The 25,813-nt window shown below is 40.8% G+C and carries 21 protein-coding genes; 2 read left to right on the forward strand and 19 right to left on the reverse strand.

Annotated features, from left to right (window positions below):
• Window positions 1-213: 213 nt before the first annotated feature.
• From ACAN53_RS12650 to ACAN53_RS12720, 15 genes are all read right to left on the reverse strand, one after another.
• Window positions 214-1,404 (reverse strand): PDZ domain-containing protein, encoded by a 1,191-nt coding sequence (locus ACAN53_RS12650; protein WP_379970478.1) that lies wholly within the window; start codon window positions 1,402-1,404, stop codon window positions 214-216.
• Window positions 1,405-1,935: 531 nt separating this feature from the next.
• The gene (locus ACAN53_RS12655) at window positions 1,936-3,369 is read right to left on the reverse strand and encodes a S41 family peptidase (protein WP_379970479.1); all 1,434 of its coding nucleotides are present in this window, start codon (window positions 3,367-3,369) and stop codon (window positions 1,936-1,938) included.
• 124 nt (window positions 3,370-3,493) lie between these two features.
• Window positions 3,494-4,387: a permease-like cell division protein FtsX gene (gene ftsX / locus ACAN53_RS12660; protein WP_379970480.1), complete on the reverse strand. Its 894-nt coding sequence runs from the start codon at window positions 4,385-4,387 to the stop codon at window positions 3,494-3,496.
• Window positions 4,377-5,063: a cell division ATP-binding protein FtsE gene (ftsE, locus tag ACAN53_RS12665; RefSeq protein ID WP_379970481.1), complete on the reverse strand. Its 687-nt coding sequence runs from the start codon at window positions 5,061-5,063 to the stop codon at window positions 4,377-4,379. The genes ftsX and ftsE overlap by 11 nt, the downstream gene beginning before the upstream one ends.
• A gap of 321 nt (window positions 5,064-5,384) precedes the next feature.
• Window positions 5,385-5,708, reverse strand: a complete 324-nt coding sequence (gene cccB / locus ACAN53_RS12670; protein WP_379970482.1) for a cytochrome c551 — start codon at window positions 5,706-5,708, stop codon at window positions 5,385-5,387.
• Between the two features lie 54 nt (window positions 5,709-5,762).
• Window positions 5,763-6,578 carry a YitT family protein gene (locus ACAN53_RS12675; protein ID WP_379970857.1) on the reverse strand — a complete coding sequence of 272 codons (816 nt, stop codon included), beginning with the start codon at window positions 6,576-6,578 and terminating at the stop codon, window positions 5,763-5,765.
• Between the two features lie 322 nt (window positions 6,579-6,900).
• A protein-coding gene (gene prfB / locus ACAN53_RS12680; protein WP_379970483.1) for a peptide chain release factor 2 occupies window positions 6,901-8,002 on the reverse strand; the annotation gives its coding sequence in 2 pieces (ribosomal slippage) (window positions 6,901-7,929 and window positions 7,931-8,002; 1,101 coding nt in all).
• Window positions 8,003-8,117: 115 nt separating this feature from the next.
• Window positions 8,118-10,634 (reverse strand): preprotein translocase subunit SecA, encoded by a 2,517-nt coding sequence (secA, locus tag ACAN53_RS12685; RefSeq protein WP_379970484.1) that lies wholly within the window; start codon window positions 10,632-10,634, stop codon window positions 8,118-8,120.
• A 171-nt stretch (window positions 10,635-10,805) separates the two neighbouring features.
• On the reverse strand, window positions 10,806-11,336 hold the full coding sequence (gene hpf, locus ACAN53_RS12690; RefSeq protein WP_379970485.1) for a ribosome hibernation-promoting factor, HPF/YfiA family: 531 nt from the start codon (window positions 11,334-11,336) through the stop codon (window positions 10,806-10,808).
• A gap of 313 nt (window positions 11,337-11,649) precedes the next feature.
• Window positions 11,650-11,847, reverse strand: coding sequence for a cold-shock protein CspD (gene cspD / locus ACAN53_RS12695; RefSeq protein ID WP_379970486.1), 198 nt, complete (start codon window positions 11,845-11,847; stop codon window positions 11,650-11,652).
• A 128-nt stretch (window positions 11,848-11,975) separates the two neighbouring features.
• Window positions 11,976-12,683, reverse strand: coding sequence for a ComF family protein (locus ACAN53_RS12700; protein WP_379970487.1), 708 nt, complete (start codon window positions 12,681-12,683; stop codon window positions 11,976-11,978).
• On the reverse strand, window positions 12,680-14,044 hold the full coding sequence (locus ACAN53_RS12705; protein ID WP_379970488.1) for an ATP-dependent helicase ComFA: 1,365 nt from the start codon (window positions 14,042-14,044) through the stop codon (window positions 12,680-12,682). The genes ACAN53_RS12700 and ACAN53_RS12705 overlap by 4 nt, the downstream gene beginning before the upstream one ends.
• A 135-nt stretch (window positions 14,045-14,179) precedes the next feature.
• Window positions 14,180-15,334 (reverse strand): C40 family peptidase, encoded by a 1,155-nt coding sequence (locus ACAN53_RS12710; protein ID WP_379970489.1) that lies wholly within the window; start codon window positions 15,332-15,334, stop codon window positions 14,180-14,182.
• 292 nt (window positions 15,335-15,626) lie between these two features.
• Window positions 15,627-15,947, reverse strand: a complete 321-nt coding sequence (locus ACAN53_RS12715) for a winged helix-turn-helix transcriptional regulator (RefSeq protein WP_379970490.1) — start codon at window positions 15,945-15,947, stop codon at window positions 15,627-15,629.
• Between the two features lie 141 nt (window positions 15,948-16,088).
• Window positions 16,089-16,931, reverse strand: a complete 843-nt coding sequence (locus ACAN53_RS12720; RefSeq protein ID WP_379970491.1) for a DegV family protein — start codon at window positions 16,929-16,931, stop codon at window positions 16,089-16,091.
• Window positions 16,932-17,121: 190 nt separating this feature from the next.
• Here ACAN53_RS12720 and ACAN53_RS12725 point away from each other — a divergent pair, with 190 nt between their 5' ends.
• Both ACAN53_RS12725 and ACAN53_RS12730 read left to right on the forward strand, forming a co-directional pair.
• The gene (locus ACAN53_RS12725; RefSeq protein WP_379970492.1) at window positions 17,122-17,760 is read left to right on the forward strand and encodes a YigZ family protein; all 639 of its coding nucleotides are present in this window, start codon (window positions 17,122-17,124) and stop codon (window positions 17,758-17,760) included.
• Between the two features lie 26 nt (window positions 17,761-17,786).
• Window positions 17,787-18,746 (forward strand): LCP family protein, encoded by a 960-nt coding sequence (locus ACAN53_RS12730; RefSeq protein WP_379970858.1) that lies wholly within the window; start codon window positions 17,787-17,789, stop codon window positions 18,744-18,746.
• A gap of 283 nt (window positions 18,747-19,029) precedes the next feature.
• On the opposite strand, the gene ACAN53_RS12735 is transcribed toward ACAN53_RS12730, so the two are convergent.
• The 4 genes from ACAN53_RS12735 to ACAN53_RS12750 all read right to left on the reverse strand — a co-directional run bounded on the left by ACAN53_RS12735 (window position 19,030) and on the right by ACAN53_RS12750 (window position 25,626).
• Window positions 19,030-19,233 (reverse strand): hypothetical protein, encoded by a 204-nt coding sequence (locus tag ACAN53_RS12735; protein ID WP_379970493.1) that lies wholly within the window; start codon window positions 19,231-19,233, stop codon window positions 19,030-19,032.
• A gap of 42 nt (window positions 19,234-19,275) precedes the next feature.
• Window positions 19,276-22,887 carry a PA14 domain-containing protein gene (locus ACAN53_RS12740; RefSeq protein WP_379970494.1) on the reverse strand — a complete coding sequence of 1,204 codons (3,612 nt, stop codon included), beginning with the start codon at window positions 22,885-22,887 and terminating at the stop codon, window positions 19,276-19,278.
• 165 nt (window positions 22,888-23,052) lie between these two features.
• Window positions 23,053-24,171, reverse strand: a complete 1,119-nt coding sequence (gene wecB, locus ACAN53_RS12745) for a non-hydrolyzing UDP-N-acetylglucosamine 2-epimerase (protein ID WP_379970495.1) — start codon at window positions 24,169-24,171, stop codon at window positions 23,053-23,055.
• Window positions 24,172-24,303: 132 nt separating this feature from the next.
• Window positions 24,304-25,626: a UDP-glucose dehydrogenase family protein gene (locus ACAN53_RS12750; protein ID WP_379970496.1), complete on the reverse strand. Its 1,323-nt coding sequence runs from the start codon at window positions 25,624-25,626 to the stop codon at window positions 24,304-24,306.
• Window positions 25,627-25,813 lie beyond the last annotated feature (187 nt).

The following is a 25,813-nucleotide window of genomic DNA, read 5'->3' on the forward strand; positions in this document are numbered from 1 at the left end:
ATAAAAATAGTTTTTATTTAAAAAAAATCATTTTACAATTTTTCATCAAAAAGATTACGTACATCTGCATTATGAAACCGCGATATACAAGGAGCCAAAGATGAATATCATATTTATATTAAGCATAATAAAACAAGCTCGACTTGTTTAAGCCGAGCTTTATCAAAGCTATAGTCTGTCTTAACCTTTACTTCTCATGCAAAGTTATACACACTATCCAACCTCAATACCCCAATCGGTTTCACGCTGCACGAATACAATACCGAGTTCATGGTGATCTCCTGCATATATAGCATGCTGCACGAGACGTAGTTCTCCGTTCGTATCAATGACTTCCATTTTACAAAATGCTCCTGCCGTGTTACGTTGGAGCGCACTGTAGAATTCTCGGAGAGAGGTAGGATTCATGCCGTTTACTTTCGTAATGATTTCCCCTACCCGCAAGCCCATTTCGATTCCTACTGAGTTTGGTAAAATATCTAGAATAATCAATCCATTTGTTTTCTGAGAAAAATATGGAATTGGTTTTTCATCCTCAATTTTCTCACGAATCGCGATGCTTATGCGGCCGAGTATAGCAATTCCTGCTGCTGCTACTGCGAGGCCAGGAAGCCAGATGCTTGCAATAGCAAGTGCGAGTACAAGAAAACTAAGCAATGTGACTTGTCTTCCTGTATACATAATAGATTGGCTAGGCAGCATTCCTTTCACCTTAATCGAAAATCCGATTGTAAAGGGAATAAGAAAGAGTGAAAATGTGTGTGTATCAACCGAAATAACCGGCCACCAGGAAAGGAACGATTGAATGCCATCACCTGGAATGAGAACGAATAGAGGTACGATCCATAGACGTTTGCTACGATGCATACCAATCAATAGACCTCGTTTTGCCTTTAAAAGGCGCGGTGTTGAGGACGAAGAATACTTCATAATGAAATGACCTTCTGTAAAAAGTAAAAGTGCCAGAAGAATAGCTAGACTAGGTAAATAGTTTCCCTTCACATCTGTAAGAAACGGTACAACCTCGCCCACTTTTGTTAAAACATTAGGAAACAAGAATAGTAGCATTGCAATCCCTACACTGTAAGCAGCTGATAAGTAGCGGTACTGAAAGGTAATCGCAAATAAAATGGTCCACAATGCAATAGCAGCTAGACCCATTTTCGGTAGTACAAGACCTACGCCGGTTAGTACTACTGATAGCAGGATTCCGATTGTGATTCCCGCAAATAAGGAGGTAGGCAGCTCATACATAGCGTTATAAATTTTAATAGAAAAGTCCTTTCGTTCTTGTCGAACACGCCAATATCCGGCAAAAATAATACTGATTATGCTTATGTATAGGACAGGATGTAGAAAAAATCGTCCGATTGCTCGTACTAATTCAAAAAGCCAAGGTTCCATTATATCCCCCCTAATCTTACTTTATATTTCTGTATAAGATGTACCTCTTAATATTATCATATAAGCTTTCTATTTCGGTTTCTATGAAAAAAAAAAGTAATCGTAGCAGTGAAGAATAGTCGACGCACTGCGGGAAGCACAATCCTTGCTCTTTTATTCCCGCCTCTCTGCTTTTCACCTGCTTACAGGCTCAATCCTCTCTCTTTTATTCCCGCCATCTCCACTTTTCACCTGCTTACGGGCTCAATCCTCTCTTTTTTGTTCCCGCCTCTCTGCTTTTCACCTGCTGATGGGCTCAATCCTTCCTCTTTTGTTCCCGCCATCTCTCTTTTCCACCATCTACGGGTTCTATCCCCTCTCTTTTGTTCCCGTCATCTCTCGCTTCCACCATCTATGGGCTCAATCCTCCCTCTTTTATTCCCACCCTCTCTCATTTCCAACATCTGCAGACTCTATCCCCTCTCTACTCATGAAAAAGACCACTGAAACATGGTACGTTTTCAGTGGTCAAAGATTGATATATTTCCTTCCTTATTTCGCTACAAGCTTTAGTGCTGCTTGCATTTGCAGGTCGTTTGTGCCGGAGCGGATTTTGTCTACAATCTTATTTTGGAGCGCATCGGCTGTTTTTTGATCGATGATGCCGGTTTGATCCATGTTGCTGCTTTGTTGGAATGCCTTTACGGCTGTTTCTGTTTCTTGGCTGAAATAACCGTCAGTGCGGCCTGGTTCGAAGCCAAGATCCTTTAGTAAAGCTTGTGCACTTTTTACTTGGTCGTTGTTCATGTTATAGGATAATGCATTTTGGAATTGAATAGGTGTTGCGTAATAATAGTCTGGCTGTTTAATTTCGACGGTTGGATCAATTCCTTTAGTATGAATCCAATTTCCGTCTGGTGTTAACCATTTAAACATCGTAAGCTTTATGTTGCTGCCATCTGGAAGCGGAACGGCTTGCTGCACAGTCCCTTTACCGAATGTTTTTACCCCAACAAGTGGATAGCCTTCTGCTTCCTTTAAACCTCCTGCTAAAATTTCAGAGGCCGATGCACTGCCGTTATCAACGAGTACAGCGATTGGATACGGTTTACGTTCCTTCAGCTGCGAAAACGTTTTTTGACGTTGTCCGTTACGATCTTCTACTTGTACAATTGGCTTTTTATCTGTAACAAATAGCTTCAATATGTCCTCTACACTATTTAAATATCCACCTGGATTGCCGCGTACATCAATGACAAGACCATTTATGTTTTTCTTTTCGAGATCTGTTAGATTATCCTTAAATTCCTTCGCTGTGTTTTCAGAGAAAGATGTAATTTGAATGTATCCGATATTTTTACTATTTTCTGTTTTGACCGAGCTTGATACAGTTAAAAGTGGAATCGTATCTCGCGTAATTTTAAATGTAATAGGTGTGTCCACATTCGCACGTTTAATCGCTAATGTAACAATTGTGCCTTTTTTGCCGCGAATTTTTAATACGGCTTCTTCACGTGTTTTATCTTTTACACTTTCTCCATCTACTGATAGAATTTCATCATTTGGCTTGATTCCTGCTTTTTCTGCTGGTGAATCCTTAATAGGTGATACGATGATTAGCTTATTATCGACTTTATTCACCTCAGCCCCAATTCCGTCTAGGGATGAATCTAAGGACTGAACAAATTGATTGGCTGTGTTTTTATCCATATAAGTGGAATATGGATCCTTCAGCGTTGAAATCATTCCTTGAATGGCTCCTTCAACTAGCTTTGTTTTATCAACATTGCTGACGTAGCGAGAGTCGATTAAATCGTAAGCTTGCTGAATTTTTTGTATATCTCCTTCTCGTGTTGGGGAATTCGATTTACTTGCAAGTATGCCGCCATACGTTTTACTAAATGTATATTGCATTCCTGCATACATGCTACCCGCACCGACTAGAAATGACGCTACAATCCAAATTATCGCTATTTTACGTTTCAATACGGAATGCTCCTTTCACACATCGTAATTATGTACTGAAAAAGCATCACACTACCAGTGTGATGCCTTACTTACTTCTACTATATGATATGCTTGTACGAATTATGTTTGCAACTATTTCTTCTTATACGCGTAAAAACTTGCGAATAGACATGACACTTCCCCACATACCAATTAGGGAACCAATTAGGATTAACACCCCTGCTAATTGGAATACAAACGGGCTTGATGGTAGCAATTCAAAAATTGTACCAACCAATTTTTGCTGTAACATCGATTGAATCGATCCGTATGCCGATACGATAAGTACAATTGGAATCAAGGAACCTAGCACACCTAAGAATAAACCTTCTAATAGGAATGGCCAACGGATAAACCAATCTGTTGCACCTACTAGTTTCATAATTCCGATTTCTGTACTTCTTGCATAGATTGTAATTTTAATTGTATTTGAGATTAAGAACATGGCTGTAAATAATAAACCGGCAATTAACACAATACCGATGTTACGACCAATTTTGACCGTGTTAAATAGTTTTTCAACATCGCCTTTTCCGTACTGTACATTGCTAACATATTGCATTTTTTCGATTTGTGCTGCGACTTGACCTGTATCTGTCGGATTTTTCGTTTTAATTATAAAAACGTCCTTAAGCGGATTATCTTGTTCAAACAGTTGGAATGATTTCCCGCTATCGCCGAAGCTTTTAATGACACGTTGTAGTTCTTCTTCTTTAGAAGAGAATGTAAGGGTATCTATTTGTGATATTTTTTGAATGTCTGCTTTTAACGAAGCTTGATTATCTTTTGAAGCAGCCGGATCAATATGAACACGAATTTCTACGTCTTTTTCTACCTTAGAAGCGAAGTGATTTAAGTTCATAATAACTGCCAAAAATACGCCTACTAGCAGCAATGTAATGGTAACTGCACTGACTGATGCAAATGTCATCCAGCCATTACGCGTTAGACTCTTTCCGCCTTCTCGTACGTGACGGGCAAAGGTTTTAGCTTTCATAACCGTACCCTCCCTGAATTTCATCTCGTAAAATTTTTCCATTGTCAATTGCGATAACGCGGTGGCGAATGGTATCCACAATTTCGGAATTATGTGTTGCCATAATGATTGTTGTACCTTGATGATTTACCTCTTTAAATATATCCATAATTTCCCAAGCTGTATCTATATCTAAGTTTCCTGTCGGTTCATCCGCAATGACAACCTTTGGCTTATTTACAATCGCACGTGCAATTGCTACACGTTGTTGTTCGCCTCCTGACAGTTGATTTGGAAGGGAATCAGCTTTGTCTTCGAGCCCAACAAGCTTTAATACTTCTGCTACGCGCTCTGCAATTACTTCCCGTTCTTCTTCAATTACCTCTAAGGCAAATGCGACATTTTCGCTCACTGTCATCTTAGGTAAAAGACGGAAGTTTTGAAAGATAACGCCGATTTGGCGACGGAAATACGGCACATCATTGCTATGTAGACCTTCTAATGCGATGCCGTTTACATTAATCGAACCTGACGTTGGCTTTACTTCACTATACATCATTTTCGTGAACGTCGATTTACCAGCCCCACTTGGACCAACGACGTACACAAACTCACCTTGCTTAATTTTAACGGATATCCCACTCACAGCTTCTACACCGTTTGGATACGTTTTATACACATTGTTCATTGTTATCATCATGTATCACCCAATTAATGAATTTGTCTTATTCGACATTCTTTCTTAAAATACAACCGGATCTAACAAATATCTACATTAATTCTAACTGTTTCGTTTCGTTCTACATTGTATCATCATTGTTTTTCATTTGACGCTACAATTCGATTACAGTTCTGTTACAGAAGTCTATGCAAATCGTAAACACTTCCTACCGAGACGTCCTTATCATTGTAAAATATATGGAATAGGAATTCTATGGGAATACAAGGGAGAATAATAGTAGGAAAGCTGGTTTGTTATATTCTGGAGGAAGAAGACTCAAAAGGTAGCCCTTTTGAGTCATTTTTTCTGCGAAAGCCACTCTGCCACTTTTGTTGCATCTTCTTTCGGAATGATACCCGCTGGCATGGAGCCTCGTCCTTTTTCTATGATCTTTTCAATTTGTGCTTGGCTAAATTCACCGCCTGCTTTTTGCAGAGCTGGTCCTAGTTTTCCTTCTAAATTTGTTCCATGACAACTTGCACAGCTTTGTTGGTAAATCGTTTCTGCACTATCAGTACTAGTGGGGCCTTTGGCAGTCTGACTTTCTTCCTTCGCCGTGCAAGCACTGAGTATAGTAGCAAGCGCCATTCCTGACACCGCAATAAGAAGTTTTCTCTTCATACACATCCTCCTACATTTACTTTTATTATAACCCGTTATAGATAGTTTTTCCTCCTACGCCGGTTGAAATCCTTCTCCTAGTACCTCCGAGGCGTCGGTTACTATGACAAAGGCGAATGGATCGGCCAGTTTAACAACTTCTTTCAGCTTTGTAAACTCCATTTGATTGACAACACACATAAGGATGGGACGTTCATCATTTGTATATCCACCAAATCCCGGCAATCTCGTAACTCCGCGGTCCACCTGTTGCAAAATCGCCTGGCAAACGCGGTCTTCTTCATTGGTAATAATAATGGCCATTTTAGAACGGCCCATTCCCACTTGTACAAGATCGATTGTCTTGCTTGTAACGTATAGGCTAATGAGTGCGTACATACCGCTTTCTAAGTTAAATACAATAGCAGAAGTAATGACGATTGTGCCATCAATAAGTGCTACGCACATGCCAAGCGAAAGTCCAGTGTATTTATGAATAATTTGGGCTGCTAAATCAGTCCCTCCTGTCGATGCCTTTCCTCGAAAAACAATACCAAGCCCTAATCCAACACTTATACCGCCAAACAGTGCGCCAAGAAGCTGATTATGCGTAGCAGGTTCTATATCCTTCGATGCAAATACAACAAGTGGAAGAAAAATCGTTCCAATTAATGTTTTCACCCCGAACTGTTTTCCTAAAAGAAGAACACCTGCTATAAACAGAGGGATGTTACATGCCCATTGTACGTAGGCTGGTTCCCATCCGATTGTCGCCTTTAAGATGGTACTAATCCCACTCACTCCTCCAGATGCAATGCGGTTTGGCATTAAAAAGATGTTAAATGCCAAGGCAATCAAAGTGGAACCTACAATGATATAGATATATTCCATTATTTTTTGCAATTGGGGATTTGATGCCTTTCTTGCTTTATGTTTTGTTTCCATAATTCCTCCAAGTATGAACTAGTAATTTTGTCTTTAATTTTCATGATAATGATGATTTCTTAAGAAGCTACCGAAATTTGTTGCTGATATTTCGCTATTTTCAAGTTTTTACGATTGTGCATGTATTTGAGTATGATATGACTATCTCCTATAAAAAAGAGAAGCACGTAAGCACTTCTCTTTCCCTCTTATTCTATATAGATAAGTTGTCATACAACTACCTCACTAGAATCTACATTTTTTTAAAAGCCGAAATCAGGCTTTTTTTTTATAAGATTCTAGAGCGAAGATAGGAATCAATAAACGGATCGAGATCGCCATCCATTACCGCTTGAATATTTCCTGTTTCCGTACTCGTACGGTGATCTTTCACTAAAGAATACGGATGGAAGACGTACGAACGAATTTGGCTTCCCCAGCCAATTTCTTTTTGTTCGCCGCGAATTTCATCCAATTGCTGCTGTTGTTCTTCCACACGTTTTTGGTAAAGCTTTGCTTTTAACATATGCATTGCTTTTTCACGGTTTTTAAGTTGAGAACGCTCCGCTTGGCAGTTTACTATGATATTAGTTGGTATATGTGTAAGTCTGACAGCAGAATCAGTTTTATTAATATGCTGACCGCCGGCACCGCTCGCACGGTACGTATCCATCTTAATATCCTCATTCCGAATTTCAATATCAAGATTGTCGTCCATTTCAGGCATTACTTCAATTGATACGAAGGAAGTATGACGACGTCCTGCAGAATCGAACGGAGAAATACGTACGAGTCTGTGAATTCCCTTTTCTGCACGTAAATAGCCATATGCATTATGACCCTTAATAAGCAAGGTTACACTTTTAATACCCGCTTCGTCTCCAGGCAAGTAATCAAGCGTTTCTACTTTAAATCCTTTTTTCTCAGCCCAACGAGTATACATACGAAGTAGCATCGAACCCCAGTCCTGTGATTCGGTTCCACCTGCACCTGGATGCAATTCAAGAATCGCATTACTCTTATCATATGGACCTGATAATAGTAGTTGTAGCTCAAAGGTATTCATTTCGGCTACGAGGTCCTGTACTTCCGTCTCTAGATCATTCTTAAAGTCTTCGTCGTATTCTTCCTTAACTAGCTCGTACGTAAGCTCTAGATTATCATATGTGTCACTTAGCTTCGTATACGTATTTACCATATCTCGAATTTCATTTAATTCATTAATAATCGTTTGTGCGCCGTTTTGATCATCCCAAAATGTTGGATCTGCCATTGTTTCTTCGAGCTCAGTTACGCGAGATTGCTTATGAGCGAGGTCAAAGAGACCCCCTAAAGTCAGCTAAACGCTTAGCCGTTTTTTCAAGCTCTTGTCTAATTTCAAATAATTCCATTATCGTCACTCCTATTTCGTTATAAACAATGCAAACTCCCTCCACTTTAGCAGAGAGAGTGCATGAAAGTCACATATTTTTCTACTTTATAGAGTTCTGTTTCAACAGTACACTGTTATTGCATGGCACCGTGACAGTTTTTATATTTTTTACCGCTACCACAAGGACATGGATCATTACGTCCCACTTGTTCGCCCTTCACGACTGGTTTGCGCTTTACTTCTTCGCCTCCGCCGTCGTCTACCGGATGAACCGCTTCTCCTTGAATCACTTCTTCACGTTGTAGATTGCTTTCTATTTGCGCCTTCATAATATAGCGAGAAATTTCTTCTTCAATAGAAGTAATCATTGCTTCGAACATCGCAAAACCTTCCATTTGGTATTCACGAAGCGGGTCGATTTGTCCATATGCACGGAGGTGAATTCCTTCACGCAAGCGTTCCATTGCATCGATATGATCCATCCATTTCGTATCCACCACACGAAGTACAACAACCTTTTCGAACTCACGCATTTGTTCATCTGGAAGCTGTTGTTCCTTCTCGTTATAATGCTCGGTTACTTTAGCTAGAATAAGCTCGTTCATTTCTTCTGGATCAAGGCGACGAAGCTCTTCCTCCGCTACATCCTTTTCCTCTAAAACGGATGCTTCTAAGTAATCGATCAACCCTTTTATATTCCAATCTTCTTCTAATTCATTATTCGTATGTGCAGAGACAGCACGTTGCACGGTACCTTTCATCATACCTTCAATAATTTCGCGAAGATTTTCGGATTCTAGAACATCTTGGCGCTGTTTATAGATAACCTCACGCTGTTGACGTAATACATCATCATACTGAAGCAATTGCTTACGTGCATCGTAGTTATTTCCTTCAACCCGTTTTTGAGCAGATTCTACAGCGCGAGAGACCATTTTACTTTCAATTGGCTGTGAATCATCCATGCCGAGACGATCCATCATTGCTTTCATATTATCAGCACCGAACCGACGCATTAACTCATCTTCCATGGAAAGATAAAATTGCGTTACCCCTGGATCTCCTTGACGACCAGAACGTCCGCGAAGCTGATTGTCAATCCGTCTACTTTCATGACGTTCCGTACCAATAACCGCAAGACCGCCAACATTGGTTACTCCTTCACCAAGTTTAATATCCGTACCACGGCCGGCCATGTTCGTTGCAATGGTCACCGCACCCTTTTGCCCTGCATCTGCGATAATTTCCGCTTCGCGAGCATGGTTCTTGGCATTCAATATATTATGCTTTACACCTTTACGAATTAACATTCTGGAAATAAGCTCTGACGTTTCAATTGCTACCGTTCCGACTAGAACTGGTTGCCCATTTTGATGGCGTTCTACAATGTCATTCACCACAGCATTGAATTTTCCTTCCATCGTTTTGAAAATTAAATCAGGGCGATCATCACGAGCAATCGCTTGGTTCGTCGGGATAACAAGGACCGTCATATTGTAGATATTACGGAATTCTTCTTCTTCCGTTTTTGCCGTACCTGTCATACCAGATAGTTTTTCATACATACGGAAGTAGTTTTGGAACGTAATTGTTGCAAGCGTCATACTTTCATTTTGAATTTCGACGCCTTCCTTCGCCTCAATGGCTTGATGCAGCCCTTCACTATAACGACGGCCTTTCATTAAACGACCCGTAAATTGGTCAACGATAACAATTTCGCCTTCTTGCACAACATAATCAATATCTAAGTGCATCACGACATGCGCACGCAAGGCTTGGTTCACATGGTGCAACAAGGTAACATGCTTTAGATCGAATAAATTATCTATGTGAAACGCTGTTTCAGCCTTGTTAATTCCCTCTTCTGTTAACATTACATTCTTTGTTTTCACATCGAACGTATAATCCGTTTCATTGCGTAAGGTGCGAATAAAGGCATTCGCAAATTTATACAAATCCGCTGATTTTTGAGCTTGACCAGAAATAATAAGAGGGGTTCTTGCTTCATCAATTAAAATACTATCGACTTCATCGATTACCGCATAGTAAAGAGGCCGTTGAACACGTTGTTCTTTGTAAAGTACCATATTGTCACGTAAATAATCGAATCCAAGCTCGTTGTTTGTACTATACGTAATATCAGCTGCGTATGCTTGTTGTTTTTCTTCCCGAGACATGCTATTTAAATTCAAGCCTACCTTCAGTCCAAGAAATTCATGAAGCTGTCCCATTTCCTTTGCATCACGCTGTGCCAAGTATTCATTGACAGTAACAACATGAACACCCTTACCGGTTAACGCATTTAAGTATACAGGTAATGTGGAAGTTAATGTTTTCCCTTCCCCTGTTTTCATCTCAGAGATATTCCCTTCATGGAGTGCAATTGCCCCCATAATTTGCACAGGGAATGGACGTAGTCCGAGAACACGTGTTGCAGCTTCACGTACAACTGCAAAGGCTTCAGGAAGCAAGTCGTCTAACGTTTCACCTTTTTCATAGCGTTCTTTAAATTCAGGCGTTTTCGCTTGTAATTCTTCATTGGTTAAAGCAGCCATTTGCTCACTTAACGCTTCTACCTGATCTACCGTCTTTTGCATACGGTTAATTTGGCGTTGATTCCCATCAAACACCTTTTTTAAAATACCAATCATGGCGATACGCTCCTCTTTGTATAAATATATAAAAAATCGTCAGATACACTTGCAATCGATAGCGGAACAGACCTATGTACAATTGTAACACTCTGCGTATTAATATGACAACTATCCTTCATGCACGCAAAAAAGCGTAGCCTAAAGGCTACGCTCCTGTTTTATTCTACTTTATTTTGTTTCAATTAAACCGTATTTTCCATCACGACGCGTGTACACAACACTTGTTTCGTTTGTAGTAGCGTTCGTAAATACGAAGAAGTTATGTCCAAGCATATTCATTTGCAAGATTGCTTCCTCTGCATCCATCGGTTTTAAATCGAAGCGTTTCGTACGAACTAATTCAATTTCATCTTCAGAAACTTCCAACGTTTGAACAGGTGCTACCGTTGTTGCAAACGCTGTTTTTTCACGTATTTTACGGTTTACTTTTGTTTTATGTTTACGAATTTGTCTTTCTAATTTATCGACTACTAAATCGATAGACGCATACATATCATTATGAGTTTCTTCTGCACGAAGCATTAAGTCTGGAAATGGAATCGTTACTTCCACCCGTTGCTTGTCAGAGTATACTCGCAAGTTCACTTTTATTTCTGGAAATGTATCAAAGTAACGTTCAAGCTTACCTAATTTCTTTTCTACATATTCCTTTAATGCTGGAGTTACTTCAATGTTTTCACCACGAATGCTATATTTCATAGGTGAACTCCTCCTTTCAAACTTTCAAAACTATGTACCATATATTCTGTGCAAAGAACCCGATTTCCTTCCTCTTTCGACGAAAAAATTGTAATTTTCTCAATTTTTTATCGGATTTTGTAGAAAAGAAATCGCTTTCTTTATAATTAGTTTACCCTAGATTCACATTGAAAACATACCTTAGCTGTGAATACTTTGTTACAGGATCAAAAGAAACGTATTTAGGAAGAATAAAAAAAACCTCTGACATCGTCAAAAGGTCCATAATTATTTCTTTCCTATATACGATCAGCGATTTTTAGTAAATCGTCGATTATAGCTTTGTTACATTTGCAGCTTGTGGTCCGCGAGCGCCTTCTACAATGTCAAATTTAACGGCTTGTCCTTCTTCTAACGATTTGTAACCATCTTGCATAATAGCTGAAAAGTGAACAAACACGTCATCCCCGTCTTCACGTTCAATAAAACCAAAGCCTTTTTCAGAGTTAAACCATTTTACTTTTCCTTCCATTCATTCCATTCCCTTCGATCATATACTTATGGATTTCCCATAATTTGAATATAACGGATAAAAAGAGGAAAAGTCAAAGAAGTTTTATCGCCTTTTTTATTAAATATTCGACACAAAAAAGAGGCTATTTATTCTCCGGTAGACCTTACTAATGTAAGAGATGCCACCTGCAAAGCCCCTTTACTATACAGTAATTTGGCCGCTTGCCGCACCGTTGTACCGGTTGTGTAAACATCATCAATTAGGACAATTCGTTCACAAGGGAGAGATGCTGAAGAAATGGAAAATGGAGAGACAGACATAATCCGCTCGTACCTCGTTTTTTTACTCTGCTTTTCTGTATGCGTACGAATGAGTACATTCGTGTGCACGGGAACTTGTAGCAAATTTGCCAGTACATGTGCCTGATTAAATCCTCGTTCATGGTGCCGAGCCCTACTTAGTGGTATTGGCATTACAGCATACGAGGAAAAGTACTCTTTATATGCTGCTTGAAACGGGGCAGAAAAAGCTTCTGCTAGTAAGACATCCCCGCGAAACTTAAACAGCGCTATCATTTCCTTCATGAATTCATTGTATACATAAACAGAGCGGTTACAAGCAAGAACGTCACCATGCTCCTGCCACGTATGGCAATCTAAACATGTAGTACCGCGCTTATACGCATGATGGATGGATTCCATCGGACGTCCGCATTTCGCGCATACTTCTCCGTGAATGAGCTCGAGTCTCCCTTGGCATTCCTCACATAAAAGGGGGTGATACTTCGGAAAGACAAACGAAAACCAAGTATCTCCAAAGTTAAGTGGACGAGAACATATAAGACAATATTTCATCGTATCCATCCCATCTGCTTCGCTCGTTTATTCATCGATTGAATATGCTTTCTTGCTGCAACCATCGCCTCCGTCTTCCCGCAGTGGAAGAAACGAACATCACCAGTTGGATACTCTGCGTTTCGGCCAACTCTACCAGCAATTTGAACAAGCGCCGACTCTGTAAATATATCCTCTTCCGCTCCTAGCACCGCTACTTGTAAATTTTTCACTGTCACACCTCTTTCTAAAATTGTCGAAGTAATAAGGAGAGGAATATCGCCGTTTCGAAAGGAAGCTACCTTCTCCTTTCGGTCACGGTCCTGTGCATGAACGCCCGTAATACGAGCATCTACAGTTTGTAAGCTTGTAGCTAAAGGGGCGATATACGAAATTTTAGGAACAAATAGAAAAACAGGACGGGATGCAGTGAGATGAGATAGTATCCAGTTCCAAACGACTGCAGGCAGCTTTCCATGCTTGATCTTCCCCTTCCAGTTACCACACCAAATAAACGTTGGTACCGGTATAGGATATCGGTGATAGCGTGCTGGAATCATAGCAGCCTTTAGTTTCGAGCGATGAACCTGTTTTTTCATCGCTCCGCTTGGCGTTGCTGTCAAATAGATGAGCGAAGCATGCTCTGTCTTTGCCATTGTTACCGCATATTGCAAGGATGCATCAACGGAATACGGAAATGCATCTACTTCATCAATAACAATCGTATCGAACGCACGGTAATAGCGAAGCAGTTGATGAGTGGTAGCAATAGTAAGTGGGGATGATTTTCCAAGATCAGGGCTTCCTCCATATAGCGCTATGACAGAGAGGGCGGGAAATACCTTTTGAAAGCGCGGTGCAAGCTCAAGTACAACATCTGTTCGCGGAGTAGTAATGCAAACCCTGTCTCCCCGCTGCAAAGCAGCATCAATACCTGCAAAGAGGACTTCGGTTTTTCCAGCCCCGCATACAGCCCAGACGAGACGGTTTTCTCTCCTTACGATTGCATCCTTAACTGATGTAGAAGCCAAGGATTGACCTTCCGACAAGGTTCCTTCCCACAGTAGCATAGATGACGGATACATGTTTCTACCAACAGGACCTGACCAACTTATTAATTCAGAGCACTCACACATTCTTCCCATCCCAACGCAGTTACGGCAATAGATGCATTCCTTTTTACAACTAAAGCAAGGCGTATAGGCAAACAGATGCGGCTTTTTATTCCCACAACGAATACATTGATACCTATTACCTTGCCGTAAGATTGCCTTCTCCATTCGCAAATGCTCCCGATTTTCCTCTAGTGTTTTACGAGAAACCGAGAGTTCTGTAAGCAACAACCGCCTCCCTGCAAGCATGAGCTGAAGCTCGTGCTTCATATGCATCCCCCCTTTTTACAGAAAGCATACGATTTTACCTATTTATTGTAAAATGCTAAAAAAGCCGATAACTTACATAGAAAACTGTAAGCTACCGACTTTGTTTTAAGTTTTTAAAAGGTGAAAGATTAAATTTTAAAATCTACCGTATCCCAAGAAATGAGATTGGTTGTATGAATTACTTAAACTAGACACTTCGATTCCGGCATCACCAGCATGGACCATTTGGCCGTTTCCAATGTAGATACCCATGTGAGAAGGACCAGCTTTATACGTATTTTGGAAGAATACAAGATCACCAGGTTGCAAGCTACTTCCACTAATGTGAGCTACGCTGCCCCAATAGCCATTTACATCTTGACGTCCAACTCCATACACGTAAGAAATAAATCCACTGCAATCGAATCCACTTGGAGATGCACCGCCAAATACATATGGTACACCTAAATATTGCATTGCTTTTCCTACAACGCCACCGTTGTTAGATGAGCCAGCTGATTTAGATGATGCAACAGTTTGTGCAATTGCTGCAGGAGTAGGTTGAGGTGTTGGATCTGCTGACGTACGTTGTAAAAATTGTGATGATTGCTCTAATGCCTGTGTTTGTGCTGCTGATAATTGCGTTTGAGAGCTTGAAATATCATTAATTAGCTTTTGGAATTTGTCATTCAAATCGTTCCACGTTTGTTGCTTCTTAGAACGTTGATCCGAAAGTTGGTTGTTTGTTTTTTCAAGATCAGCCATGAATGCTTGTAATTCTGCATTCTTTTTCACAATTTCTTCGCGCTGTGCCTTTACTTGATCTTGATCTCGTTGCTGTGCATCCATTAAATCTTTATCAGATTGCAAAACTAGACCAACATTACTAATACGATCCAATAGATCTGCAAAACTCTTTGCGTTAACAATTACATCCGTTACCATGTTAGAAGTAGGTTGTTCTTGCATACTTTTAAGACGATTCTTAATAATTCCTTGACGCTTTTGAATAATCTCTTCTAGTTGGTTAATTTTAATTGTCAAATCTTGAATTTGCTTTTGGGTTTCAGTAATACTGTTTTTAGTGTCTGTAAGTTTCTTTTCATTGTCTTGAATTGAATTTTGCAAGTCTTGAATGGTTTTCTTAAGATCGTCCATTTGCTTTTGAAGATCAGCTTGTTGTTGTTGTTGTGTATGTAAAGTAGCTTGAATTTCAGTAGCACTTGGCGCAGCGTATGCATTTAAACCTGCTGTTGAAAATACCATTAAACCTGCTGCGAGTATACATGTTGCAGCTTTCACCTTTTTCATATTCCTTTTCACACCTTCCTTTTCCCCCTTAATTTATATCATAATTTTCAGCACCTTATTTTATTGTTACAGACTTGTAAAATAAATGTAACACTATGCACAAAAACTTTGTTGAATGCTTACGAACTATGTAAAAATATGTAGATTTAGATAATAAAATGTATGGATTTACGACAATTAACCAAGTTTTCAGCTTGATAACAAAAAAAGCCAGCTTCCTTCGAATCATTCGAAGAAGCTGACTTTTTTTGCGAAAAAGGAGTGTTTACATCTCACATAAATGGGGAACGTTTTATTTTTTTGTCACCCATTCATCTGCCCATTTTTGCACTTCCTGCATAACACTCTCCAGCGACTTTCCTTTTTGTGTAAGTGTATATTCAATGCGAACAGGCACTTCTGGATAGACAGTACGAATGACAATTCCTTCGCTTTCTAATTCCTTTAAACGTTCTGATAGCATACGATCACTCATGTTGGGTATAATATCAGCAATTTCACGAAAACGCTGGGGTCCCTGCAATAATGTTTGAATGATTAAACCTGTCCACTTCTTACTAAGAAGCGAAAACGCAGACTCAAATTTCGGGCATAACGACGGATTATTTTCCATGCTTCGTCACCTCCTCTTTATTATATTATAGTTTCTTATAAAAAGTAAGTAGTATAGATTATATTATTAACAAATTGTAAATATTATTATTTAAAAATGCCCTCATTTCGAGGGAAAATACATAAAATAAAGACGAGAATATTATTTTTTATACCATCCGAATCCAATGGCCCCTTCTCCTAGATGGGTTCCAATTACTGCCCCAAAGTAACTGAGGCTTACTTCGACATTCGGATACAATTGTTGAATTTCTTGCTGCCATTCTTTTGCTTCTTCCTCGCAATTAGCATGAATCACAACTGCCTTCATAGGTAAACCTTGACTTGCTCGCTCATGAAATACATCCATAATCCGTTTGCGTGCCTTTTTTCGTGTGCGAATTTTTTCAAACGGAATAATCACTTTATCTTGGAAATACAAGATTGGCTTTACTTGCAGTAAGCTCCCAACAAATGCAGCCGCTCCGTTCAACCGTCCACCACGGTGTAAATGATTCAAATCATCCGCAATAAAGTATGCTTCGACCGATTCTTTCATTTCTTCCAAACGTGCGATAATTTCCTCGGGGGATTTCCCGTTTTTCGCCATTTTAGAGGCTTCAATTGCATAAAACCCTTGTACATAACAGCTTATTTCAGAATCAAATGTGTATACCTTTGCCGATTCTATCATATCGCCGACCGTTGTTGCCGTTTGATACGTTCCGCTAATACCGCTAGATAAATGAATACTTATAATGGCATCATACTCTTTCGCTAAACGTTCAAACAATTCGATAAATAACCCGACAGCTGGCTGAGACGTTTTCGGAAATTCTGCTTCCTCACGTACCCTCGCATAAAATTGATCCGGCATCATGTCTACTTCTTCTTGATACGAGGCATCTCCAAATGTCACATTTAGCGGAATCATATGTATACTTAGCTGTTCCCGTTCTTGAAGCGGAATATAAGCTGTACTATCCGTGACAATCGCTATTCTCATATCAATATCATCCTTTACAAAATAGTAGTTTTTATCTTGAAACCTTTTCCTACATCACTCTTCACGTTACAATAAGGGGAAACTTCCCATTATGTTGGAATACATAGTATCGATACGGAACAATATTTTATTTTACCATAATACGATTCAATTAATAAATATACTTTTTATAGATAGGAGTGTTCTATCCTTGCTGCCACAATATCGTACTGTAAAAGAATATACGGAGCACGAAATTATCATACAGAAATCTCGGTTTATCTGCTATGTCAATCGTGCCCAGACAGAAGAAGAGGCACTTGCTTTCATCCAAATGATTAAAAAGAAAAACTGGAATGCAACGCACAACTGCTCCGCCTATTTAATCGGGGAAAATGATCAAATTCAAAAAGCACATGACGACGGGGAACCATCTGGCACAGCCGGCGTACCGATGCTAGAGGTATTAAAAAAGAAACACTTAAAGGATACTGTTGTCGTAGTGACTCGCTATTTTGGAGGCATTAAATTAGGCGGTGGTGGCCTCATCCGTGCCTATGGAAAAAGTGTCAGTGAAGGAATCACGGCGGCCGGCATTGTCAATCGAATTCTCATGCAAGTGATGAACACCAAAATTGATTATACCCTGCTCGGAAAAGTAGAAAATGATTTGCGTCATTCTCCCTATAAACTGAAGGAAATTCATTATGTAGAGGATGTTATCTTTGAAACCTATGTAGAGGAAACACAGAAGCAGCAATTCAAAGAATGGATGACTGAACTCACCAATGGGAGGGTGAGCATTGCAGAAGGGAATATGTTATATTTGGAAGAAGAAATAGAAAATTAATATATTCCAAAAAGGAGGTATGTAAGATAGATCGTCATGAGTACTTGATGCAGCGAAAACGGATCAAACGGAAAAGACGCAGAGTCGTAATCGTGAGTCTTTTCATGCTCGTGTTTCTCTCGATCGGCTATTACGCCTTTAGCTCCTACTCCTCACTTCTACATATATATAGTGGCTTTAAAAGAGATAAATCCAATCTACGTGCAGTTAATGTAGATTTGACGAAAAAACCATTTAGCGTTCTCGTAATGGGAATTGAAGACTACGCAACGAATGGAGAAAATGGCAGAACGGATTCGTTAATTTTTCTCACCGTCAATCCGAATACAAAGCAGGTCACGATGGTTAGCCTACCTCGTGATTCCCGCGTAACTATAGCAGGACGTAATACGAAAGATAAATTAAATGCAGCCCATGCCTATGGCGGTGAAAAAATGGCAATTGAAACCGTCGAACAATTTCTAAACGTACCCGTTGACCATTACATCAAAATTGACTTCAAGGGATTCAAAGAAATTGTAAATGCCGTGGATGGTGTAACCGTAGATGTTCCTTTCGATTTTAAAGAACGCTCTGACGTCAATTGGTATAAAGAAATCCAATTTACAAAAGGACCGCAGCAGTTAAACGGGGAAGAAGCACTCGCCTACGTTCGCATGAGAAAGGAAGATCCAAGCGGCGATTTCGGACGCACCAAACGCCAACGTCAAATGCTAGCCGCAGTCGTCAGCAAGCTCAGCTCACCTAGCTCCGTATTCAAAATCAATGATGTAGCTAAAGCAATTGGAGATAACATAAAAACGGACATCGACATAAACGACGGACTCGCACTGTACCAAAAATTCGCCGGATTCGATACATCCACCATTTCAACCCTTACCCTTCAAGGCAAGGACGAAACCATCAATGGCATCTACTACTTCGCACCAGATTCAAAAAGTGTTAATGACATACACAACGCACTCATGCAAAGCTTAGAGCTATGATGAAACCTCTCACCAGCTGGTTGGGAGGTATTTTTATGGGATGATGTTTAACCTGAGGGGCGTTACACATAGGGGGGAGGGCGCCGTTAAATTTGGTTTTCTCGCCTTTATTTCTTCTGAGGCCGCCGTTAAATTGAGCAAACCCGCCTTTATTTTTACTCTCCGCTTCCTGTTCCTCCTCTGTTTCCAGCTTTCCGCTGTTAAACTTGATTTTCCCGCCGTTATTTCTTCTGGGACCGCCGTTAACTTGGTGGAACCCGCCTTTATTTTTCTCCTCCGCTTCCTATTTCTCCACTGTTTCCGGCTTGCACCCGTTAAACTTGGTTTCTCCGCCGTTATTTCTTATGGGACCGCCGTTAAATTGAGCAAACCCGCCTTTATTTTTACTCTCCGCTTTCTGTTCCTCCACTGTTACCTGCTTTCCGCCGTTAAACTTGGTTTCCCCGCCGTTAACTTGATCAAACCCGCCGATATTTTTCCACCCCATAGTAAAAAGACTGCCCCTGATTTTCAGGCAGTCTTTCCCTTGTTATTTTACTACTGAAACCGTACGGATGTAGCTTCCAGATACATAGGCTGCTGGTTCACCGTTCGGACCCGTTGCAGATGATGCGATGTCTGAGATGATTTTCGACCACCCTGATTGGTTCGAAAGTTGTGTTAGGATCATGCTGTCTTTTGCTTGGTACAACGGTGTTTGTCCTGTTGATGGATCAGGACGCACATTCAAGGGAGACTCTGTTGGCTTTACAAAGGTGTAAGCGTTCCAGTCTTTTCCACCAAGTGCTTTGTCGATTCGGTACATGACGCTTGCGATACCAGATCCCCAAGCGATGTCAGATGCATATCTTACGTTCATACCCGTGCTTTTGTCACCGACGTATGCACCTTGGTAGCGCCAATCGAGCGGATTCGAATAGCCGGACCCTAGGCCTACATAGTTTGTTGCCATATCTTTAATACTATCCTCATACGTAGCATAGTAGTCTGCATTTTGGGCAGGGTCTCGATCGGTTGCATGGATACTAAAGAGATTGTGATTATTACGAGAAATCTGACTTAACCCATAGTTACTTTCATGAATAGCTATAGACAACAGCATCAAGGCGTTGACATGATAATCTGCTTCGGCTTGCTTGAATGCTTGTCCGAGATTTATTAACGGAGAATCTGGGTGAACCTGCTTCACATAAGCATTGAGTTCATCCGCTGTATAATTGGTTTTCGTATGAATCGAAAGGTATTGGAAATACTGATATGCTTCTTGGCCATTGAAATCGTGGCCATTTACACTGTAATGGTTCTGCCCTTCCCGTAAAAATGCTGGTGCTTTTCCGTACAACTGCACGTCATAGGAGCCATTGTGCGAGATATAGTAATATAAATCTCCATTTCGCACGGTAAAGTACGAGCTACTTGCGGCTTCGGTAGGAACGAGAACGATTTTGCTTTTATCCACATAACCAACTGTATCGGCTACTCTCACTTTTACCCAGTCGCCTTCAATGGATTCTACCTTTAGTTCCGTTCCGTTTACAACGTAAGTGAGTGCGTTACTTGAGCCTGGCGCTACTAAAATATCGATGGTAATATCGTTAGCGTAAGCAAACCCATCCTTTATCCACGTCACAACACCATTAGTTATGACGGCATTTCCCCCTTGTTGCTGCGCTGCTTGTACGGCTTCATTATAAGTGTTATAGCCGCTCACATAGTCGGTTTGCACTGCATTATTTACTTTGTACATCTTTGCCACTTTGTACGCACCATTTTCCGCTGGCGGAGGTGTTACTGAATCTGTCGTTGGTGTAATACTTGCATTTACAAAGCTATTCCCGCTATTTTCATAGTATTGTACTTCGACCCAGTGAACATCTTTCATACTACTTGAATCAGTGGTAGAATTCTGCACATTGACAACGGCTGTTGTCTCGTCTCCGCCGCTATCATGCCAGCGGTCTGTTACGAGTGTACCATCCACATAAACGCGAACGCCGTCATCCGCCTTGGTTGTAATTTTATAATTTCCTGCAGGCATATGCTTCGCTGTCGTATAACGAGCAGCAAAATGGTCTGCTGGAATGGTTCCATTTACAGGACTACCAAAACCGTTATTTTCATTTAACGTAGGCAATACTTTGGTTGCGGTTGGCGCCCCGTCTACGGATTGACTCGGATAATAGTAGGCGAGCCAACTATCTAAAGGAACGACGTTAGAAAATAAAACGGCTCCCCCGGCCTCTTCAAAGTAGGAAGTCTTCACTTGGTGCATGCCTTGTGACAATTGTCCAAGGAGAGCATGATTGATCTGTGGTCCCGACTGCGTAAAACGGTCGATAACAGATTTTCCATCAACCTCCATCTTTACACCATCATCAGCAACCGTTTGGGCAAAATAATCACCCGCTGCTAGATTTTTATTTTCATAGAAGGCTGCTGAGAAATGATCTTCCCCTATTGATGGAATCGGTGCACCGTATCCCCAATTAAAGGCAACCCCGTTGATTCCATCCACTAAAACACCGGTACCAGAAAGCGTAGTATTCGGATAAAACACGCCTGTTGTACCTTGGCTTGTTACTTGATTACTTGGTGTTACGGTAAGATCAACTTTGCTATTTCCTGCTGCCTCTAAATATTCCACGCGAATCGTATGAACATCTTTTGTTGCGTCAGGTTGCGATGGATTGTCTGTAACGGGAACCATAACAGCATCCTCTCGGTACGCACTATACGTCCAGCGATCGAGTACAAGCTTATCATCTACATACACACGAATACCATCATCTGCGCCGCCTCGTAAAACATACTGTCCAGCTGGCATTCGCTTAGCTGTTACGTAACGAGCGGAAAAGTGATCCGCTGCTACAGATGGCATCGGCGAACCATACCCATTATCTTGATGCAAGCCTTTATCCGCCGAAGCATCCAGCGTCTTAGCAGCTACCGGCGAGCCTGAAAGTGTTTCATTGTTGTAATAATATGCGAGCCAGTTATCAAACGGCACCATGTCTGAGAATACGAAAGCATTTCCCGTTTCCTCTAGATAGTTCGTTTGAATCGTATGCGTGCCGCCTGATAGTCCTGGCACGATAGCAGTATCGATTTGACCGGAAGATGGAGTAAAGCGATCAATAACCGTATTGCCATCTACATTCACCTTCACACCATCATCTGCCTGCGTTTGAATAAAATAATCGCCCGCTGCTACAGATTTTGTTTGATTAAACTGGGCATGAAAATAATCAGACGAAAATCCAGCTGGACTACCGTAACCCCAGTTATAGTGCACATCTCCGCCGTTTTGAACAAAGGTATTATCCGTGCTATCGGCTGGTGTCAGCGAACATTCAAGTTTACTTTCTCCTGAAGCTTCATAATACTCTACGTCCACCCAGTGAACATCCTTTGTAGTTGCCTGATCTGCAATATTTACCTTTACAACATCATCCTGATAGCCATTGTAACCCCAGCCATCATAGACCTTCTTACCATCAATATAGACCCGCATGCCATCATCGGCTTTTGCATGCAGTATATATTGCCCCGCTTGTATGTGCTTTGCTGTTGCAAATTTTGCAGAAAAATGATCACTATTCACCTTCCCTGGCATCGGAGAATTATATCCATCATTAACAGAGAGGCCTTGCTGTTGAGAAGGTCCAATCGTTTTCGCTGCGACGGGAAGACCAGAGAGCGTTTCATTATTGTAATAATACGCGAGCCACGTATTCATCGGCACGACATCCGAGAACACAGCGGCATTTCCATAATCCTCATAATAACGAGTTTTTACATCATGATTACCTGCACTCATATTCGGCAAAAGCGCACGATCAATTTGACCTGCCGACGGCGTCCAGCGATCAATAACCGATTTTCCATCAACCGCTACTTGAACCCGGTCATCTGCCAATGTTTGAACAAAATAATCTCCAGCAGCAAGTGATTTCGACTGTGTAAAGTTTGCTTCAAACTGGTCTGCAGGCATACCAGGTGGTCCTCCTGCTCCCCAGTTATAATGTACTTCTCCGCCAGTACTCGTATAAATAGGAGCAGCTGCATGCGATGAAGTAATGGGCGCGACTACTAGCTCAGAAACTATAACTATAGAACATGCTACCTTCCAAAACCTATTCACAAGTATGTATGTCCTCCCTCTTATTTATCTGTCTTCTTTCCTATCTTACTATTTTCATAGATTACGCGATATGTATTCATACAAAATTCAACAATTTACGTAAATTTTACAGTAAAAAACCGTTGCAAAGGAGGCCCTTCGCAACGGTTTACAAAAAGTAATATCTTATTTTCCAGAAAAATGATTTAAAATCGCGGCAACAATCCGTTCTGATGCATGGCCATCCCCGTATGGATTCGATGCATGCGCCATTTTATCATGCGCTTCTTTGTTACCAAGCAATTCATCTGCTAGTGTGAAAATCGTTTCTTCATCCGTTCCAGCAAGCTTTAATGTACCGGCATCAATTCCTTCTGGACGCTCGGTTGTGTCACGAAGAACAAGAACGGGAACACCAAGGGAAGGTGCTTCTTCTTGTACACCGCCGGAATCGGTTAAAATTAAGTACGAACGCGCAGCAAAGTTATGGAAATCGATCACATCAAGCGGTTCAATGAGATGAATGCGCGCATCATTTCCTAAAATATCGTTAGCAATTTCACGTACAACTGGGTTCATATGAACTGGGTAGACAACTTGAATATCTTCGTATTTTTCCACGAGTCTCTTAATAGCGCGGAACATATTGCGCATCGGTTCACCTAAGTTTTCGCGGCGATGTGCTGTCATTAATACGAGGCGATCGCTTCCAATGCTATCTAACACCTCATTTGAATACGTTTCTTTTACCGTTGTTTTTAACGCATCAATAGCCGTATTCCCCGTAATAAAAATCGTGTCTGGATTTTTATTTTCAAGCTTTAAGTTTTCAGCTGATTTAGTCGTTGGTGAAAAATGCAAATCTGCCATGACGCCGGTTAGCTGACGATTCATTTCCTCTGGATACGGAGAACGTTTATTCCAAGTGCGCAGACCCGCTTCCACATGTCCAACCGGAATTTGATTATAAAACGCAGCAAGACTTGCGATAAATGTAGTCGTTGTATCCCCATGTACGAGGACGATGTCTGGCTTCGCTTCCTTCATGACCTCATCTAGCCCTTGCAAGCCACGTGTCGTAATATCAATAAGCGTTTGGCGATCCTTCATTATGTTTAAATCATAATCAGGCGTAATGCCGAAAATGTTCAATACTTGATCAAGCATTTGACGATGCTGCGCAGTTACCGTCACAATTGGTTCGATTGTTTCTGGATGCTTTTGTAGTTCTAGAACTAACGGAGCCATTTTAATAGCTTCTGGCCGTGTTCCGAATATCGTCATTACCTTTATTGGTTGTGTCATGTATTCCACTCACTTTCTCATTCATCGCTTGGACGAAGATGATGTACTTCCCCCATTATATTACATAGTAATAAGGCAGGGAATAGCAGTCCACCATCTCTCTGTAAATCAGCATTAAAAAACGCTCGTATATTAGGATTTACTGCTGTATTCTCGCAGCACCGAAGGACGGCCAATGGAATAATAATCGATTTCATGGTGGCTCGCTTCTTCTAAACTATAACAATTCCGTCCATCAAATAAGAGCGGTTGCTTCATCAATTCTACATACATAGCGAGCGGCAGACTTTTAATTTCGCTCCATTCCGTTACAAGAAACGCTGCCTCTGCACCTTGTAAGGCTTCCTCTACACGACTGGCAAATATAATTTGTTTCGGCAACATATGCTTTGCATTTTCGGTAGCCTTTGGATCATATGCTTTTACAATAGCACCCTTGCTAATCAAATATTCTGCAATAACAATAGAAGGTGCCTCACGCATATCATCTGTATTCGGCTTAAAGGCTAAACCGAGAAGGGCAACCTGCTTGCCACGTAAGTCCAGTAAATCAGTAGCACGTTTCACTAACGAAATTTGCTGCTTATTATTTACTTCAATTACCGCTTTCAACAATTCAAAATCGTGGCGTACCGTCCCTGCGATTTGAAGCAGCGCCTTCGTATCCTTCGGAAAGCAAGATCCTCCGTAACCAATACCGGCCTTTAAAAATTTATCGCCAATCCGTTGATCCAGTCCCATCCCGTAGGCAACATCTTCTATATTCGCATTTGTTTTTTCACAAATATTAGAAATCTCATTGATAAAGCTAATTTTCGTTGCTAGAAAAGCATTAGAAGCATACTTAATCATTTCCGCACTGCGTACATCTGTTTTAAAGGTTGGAATCTTAAGTGGCTTATAAATTTCTTCCACTATGGTAGCTGTTTCTTCTAGTTTTGCGCCAATAACAATACGATCCCCGTGGAAGAAATCGTACACACCAGACCCTTCTCGTAAAAATTCAGGATTGGATGCCATCTGCACCGTAATTCCTTCTTGAAGTCTACTTGTAATAATGCCTTCTAAATAATCATTTGTCCCGACCGGCACTGTACTTTTCGTTACAACAATCGCATCATGCTTCATAAACTCCCCGATATCCTCACATGCTTTTGTAATAAACGTTAAATTTGCCGATCCATCCTTATTAGGAGGTGTTCCCACTGCGAGAAAAATAACCTCTGCCCGGTGATAGGCCTGCGCCCGGTCACTCGTAAACTTTAATCGGCCGGCATGCGTCGCCTCCTGCATCATCTCTGCCAAGCCTGGCTCATAAATTGGAACATTCCCATCTTGAAGCTTCGTAATCTTATCTTCATCTATATCTAAGCATGTTACAATATGACCAATATGTGCCAATCCTACCCCTGTTACAAGACCTACATACCCCGTACCTACAACCGAAATCTCCATAAGCCACCTCTTCGCCCATCATTTTGCTCTTACTGTACAAAAATTTACTACTTACTTCAAATTATATGTATAGAAATATCTCATAACCCTATGTATACAAACCGAAACAATGTTCCCTACCCATCATTATAGCGAGAAAGTACAGCAGTAGCTTTAAAACTATGTAAAACTATTATAAAGAAGAGGA

It is taken from the genome of Ectobacillus soli, assembly GCF_042610425.1.
In the GTDB taxonomy this organism is placed as follows: Bacteria; Bacillota; Bacilli; order Bacillales; family Bacillaceae_G; genus Ectobacillus.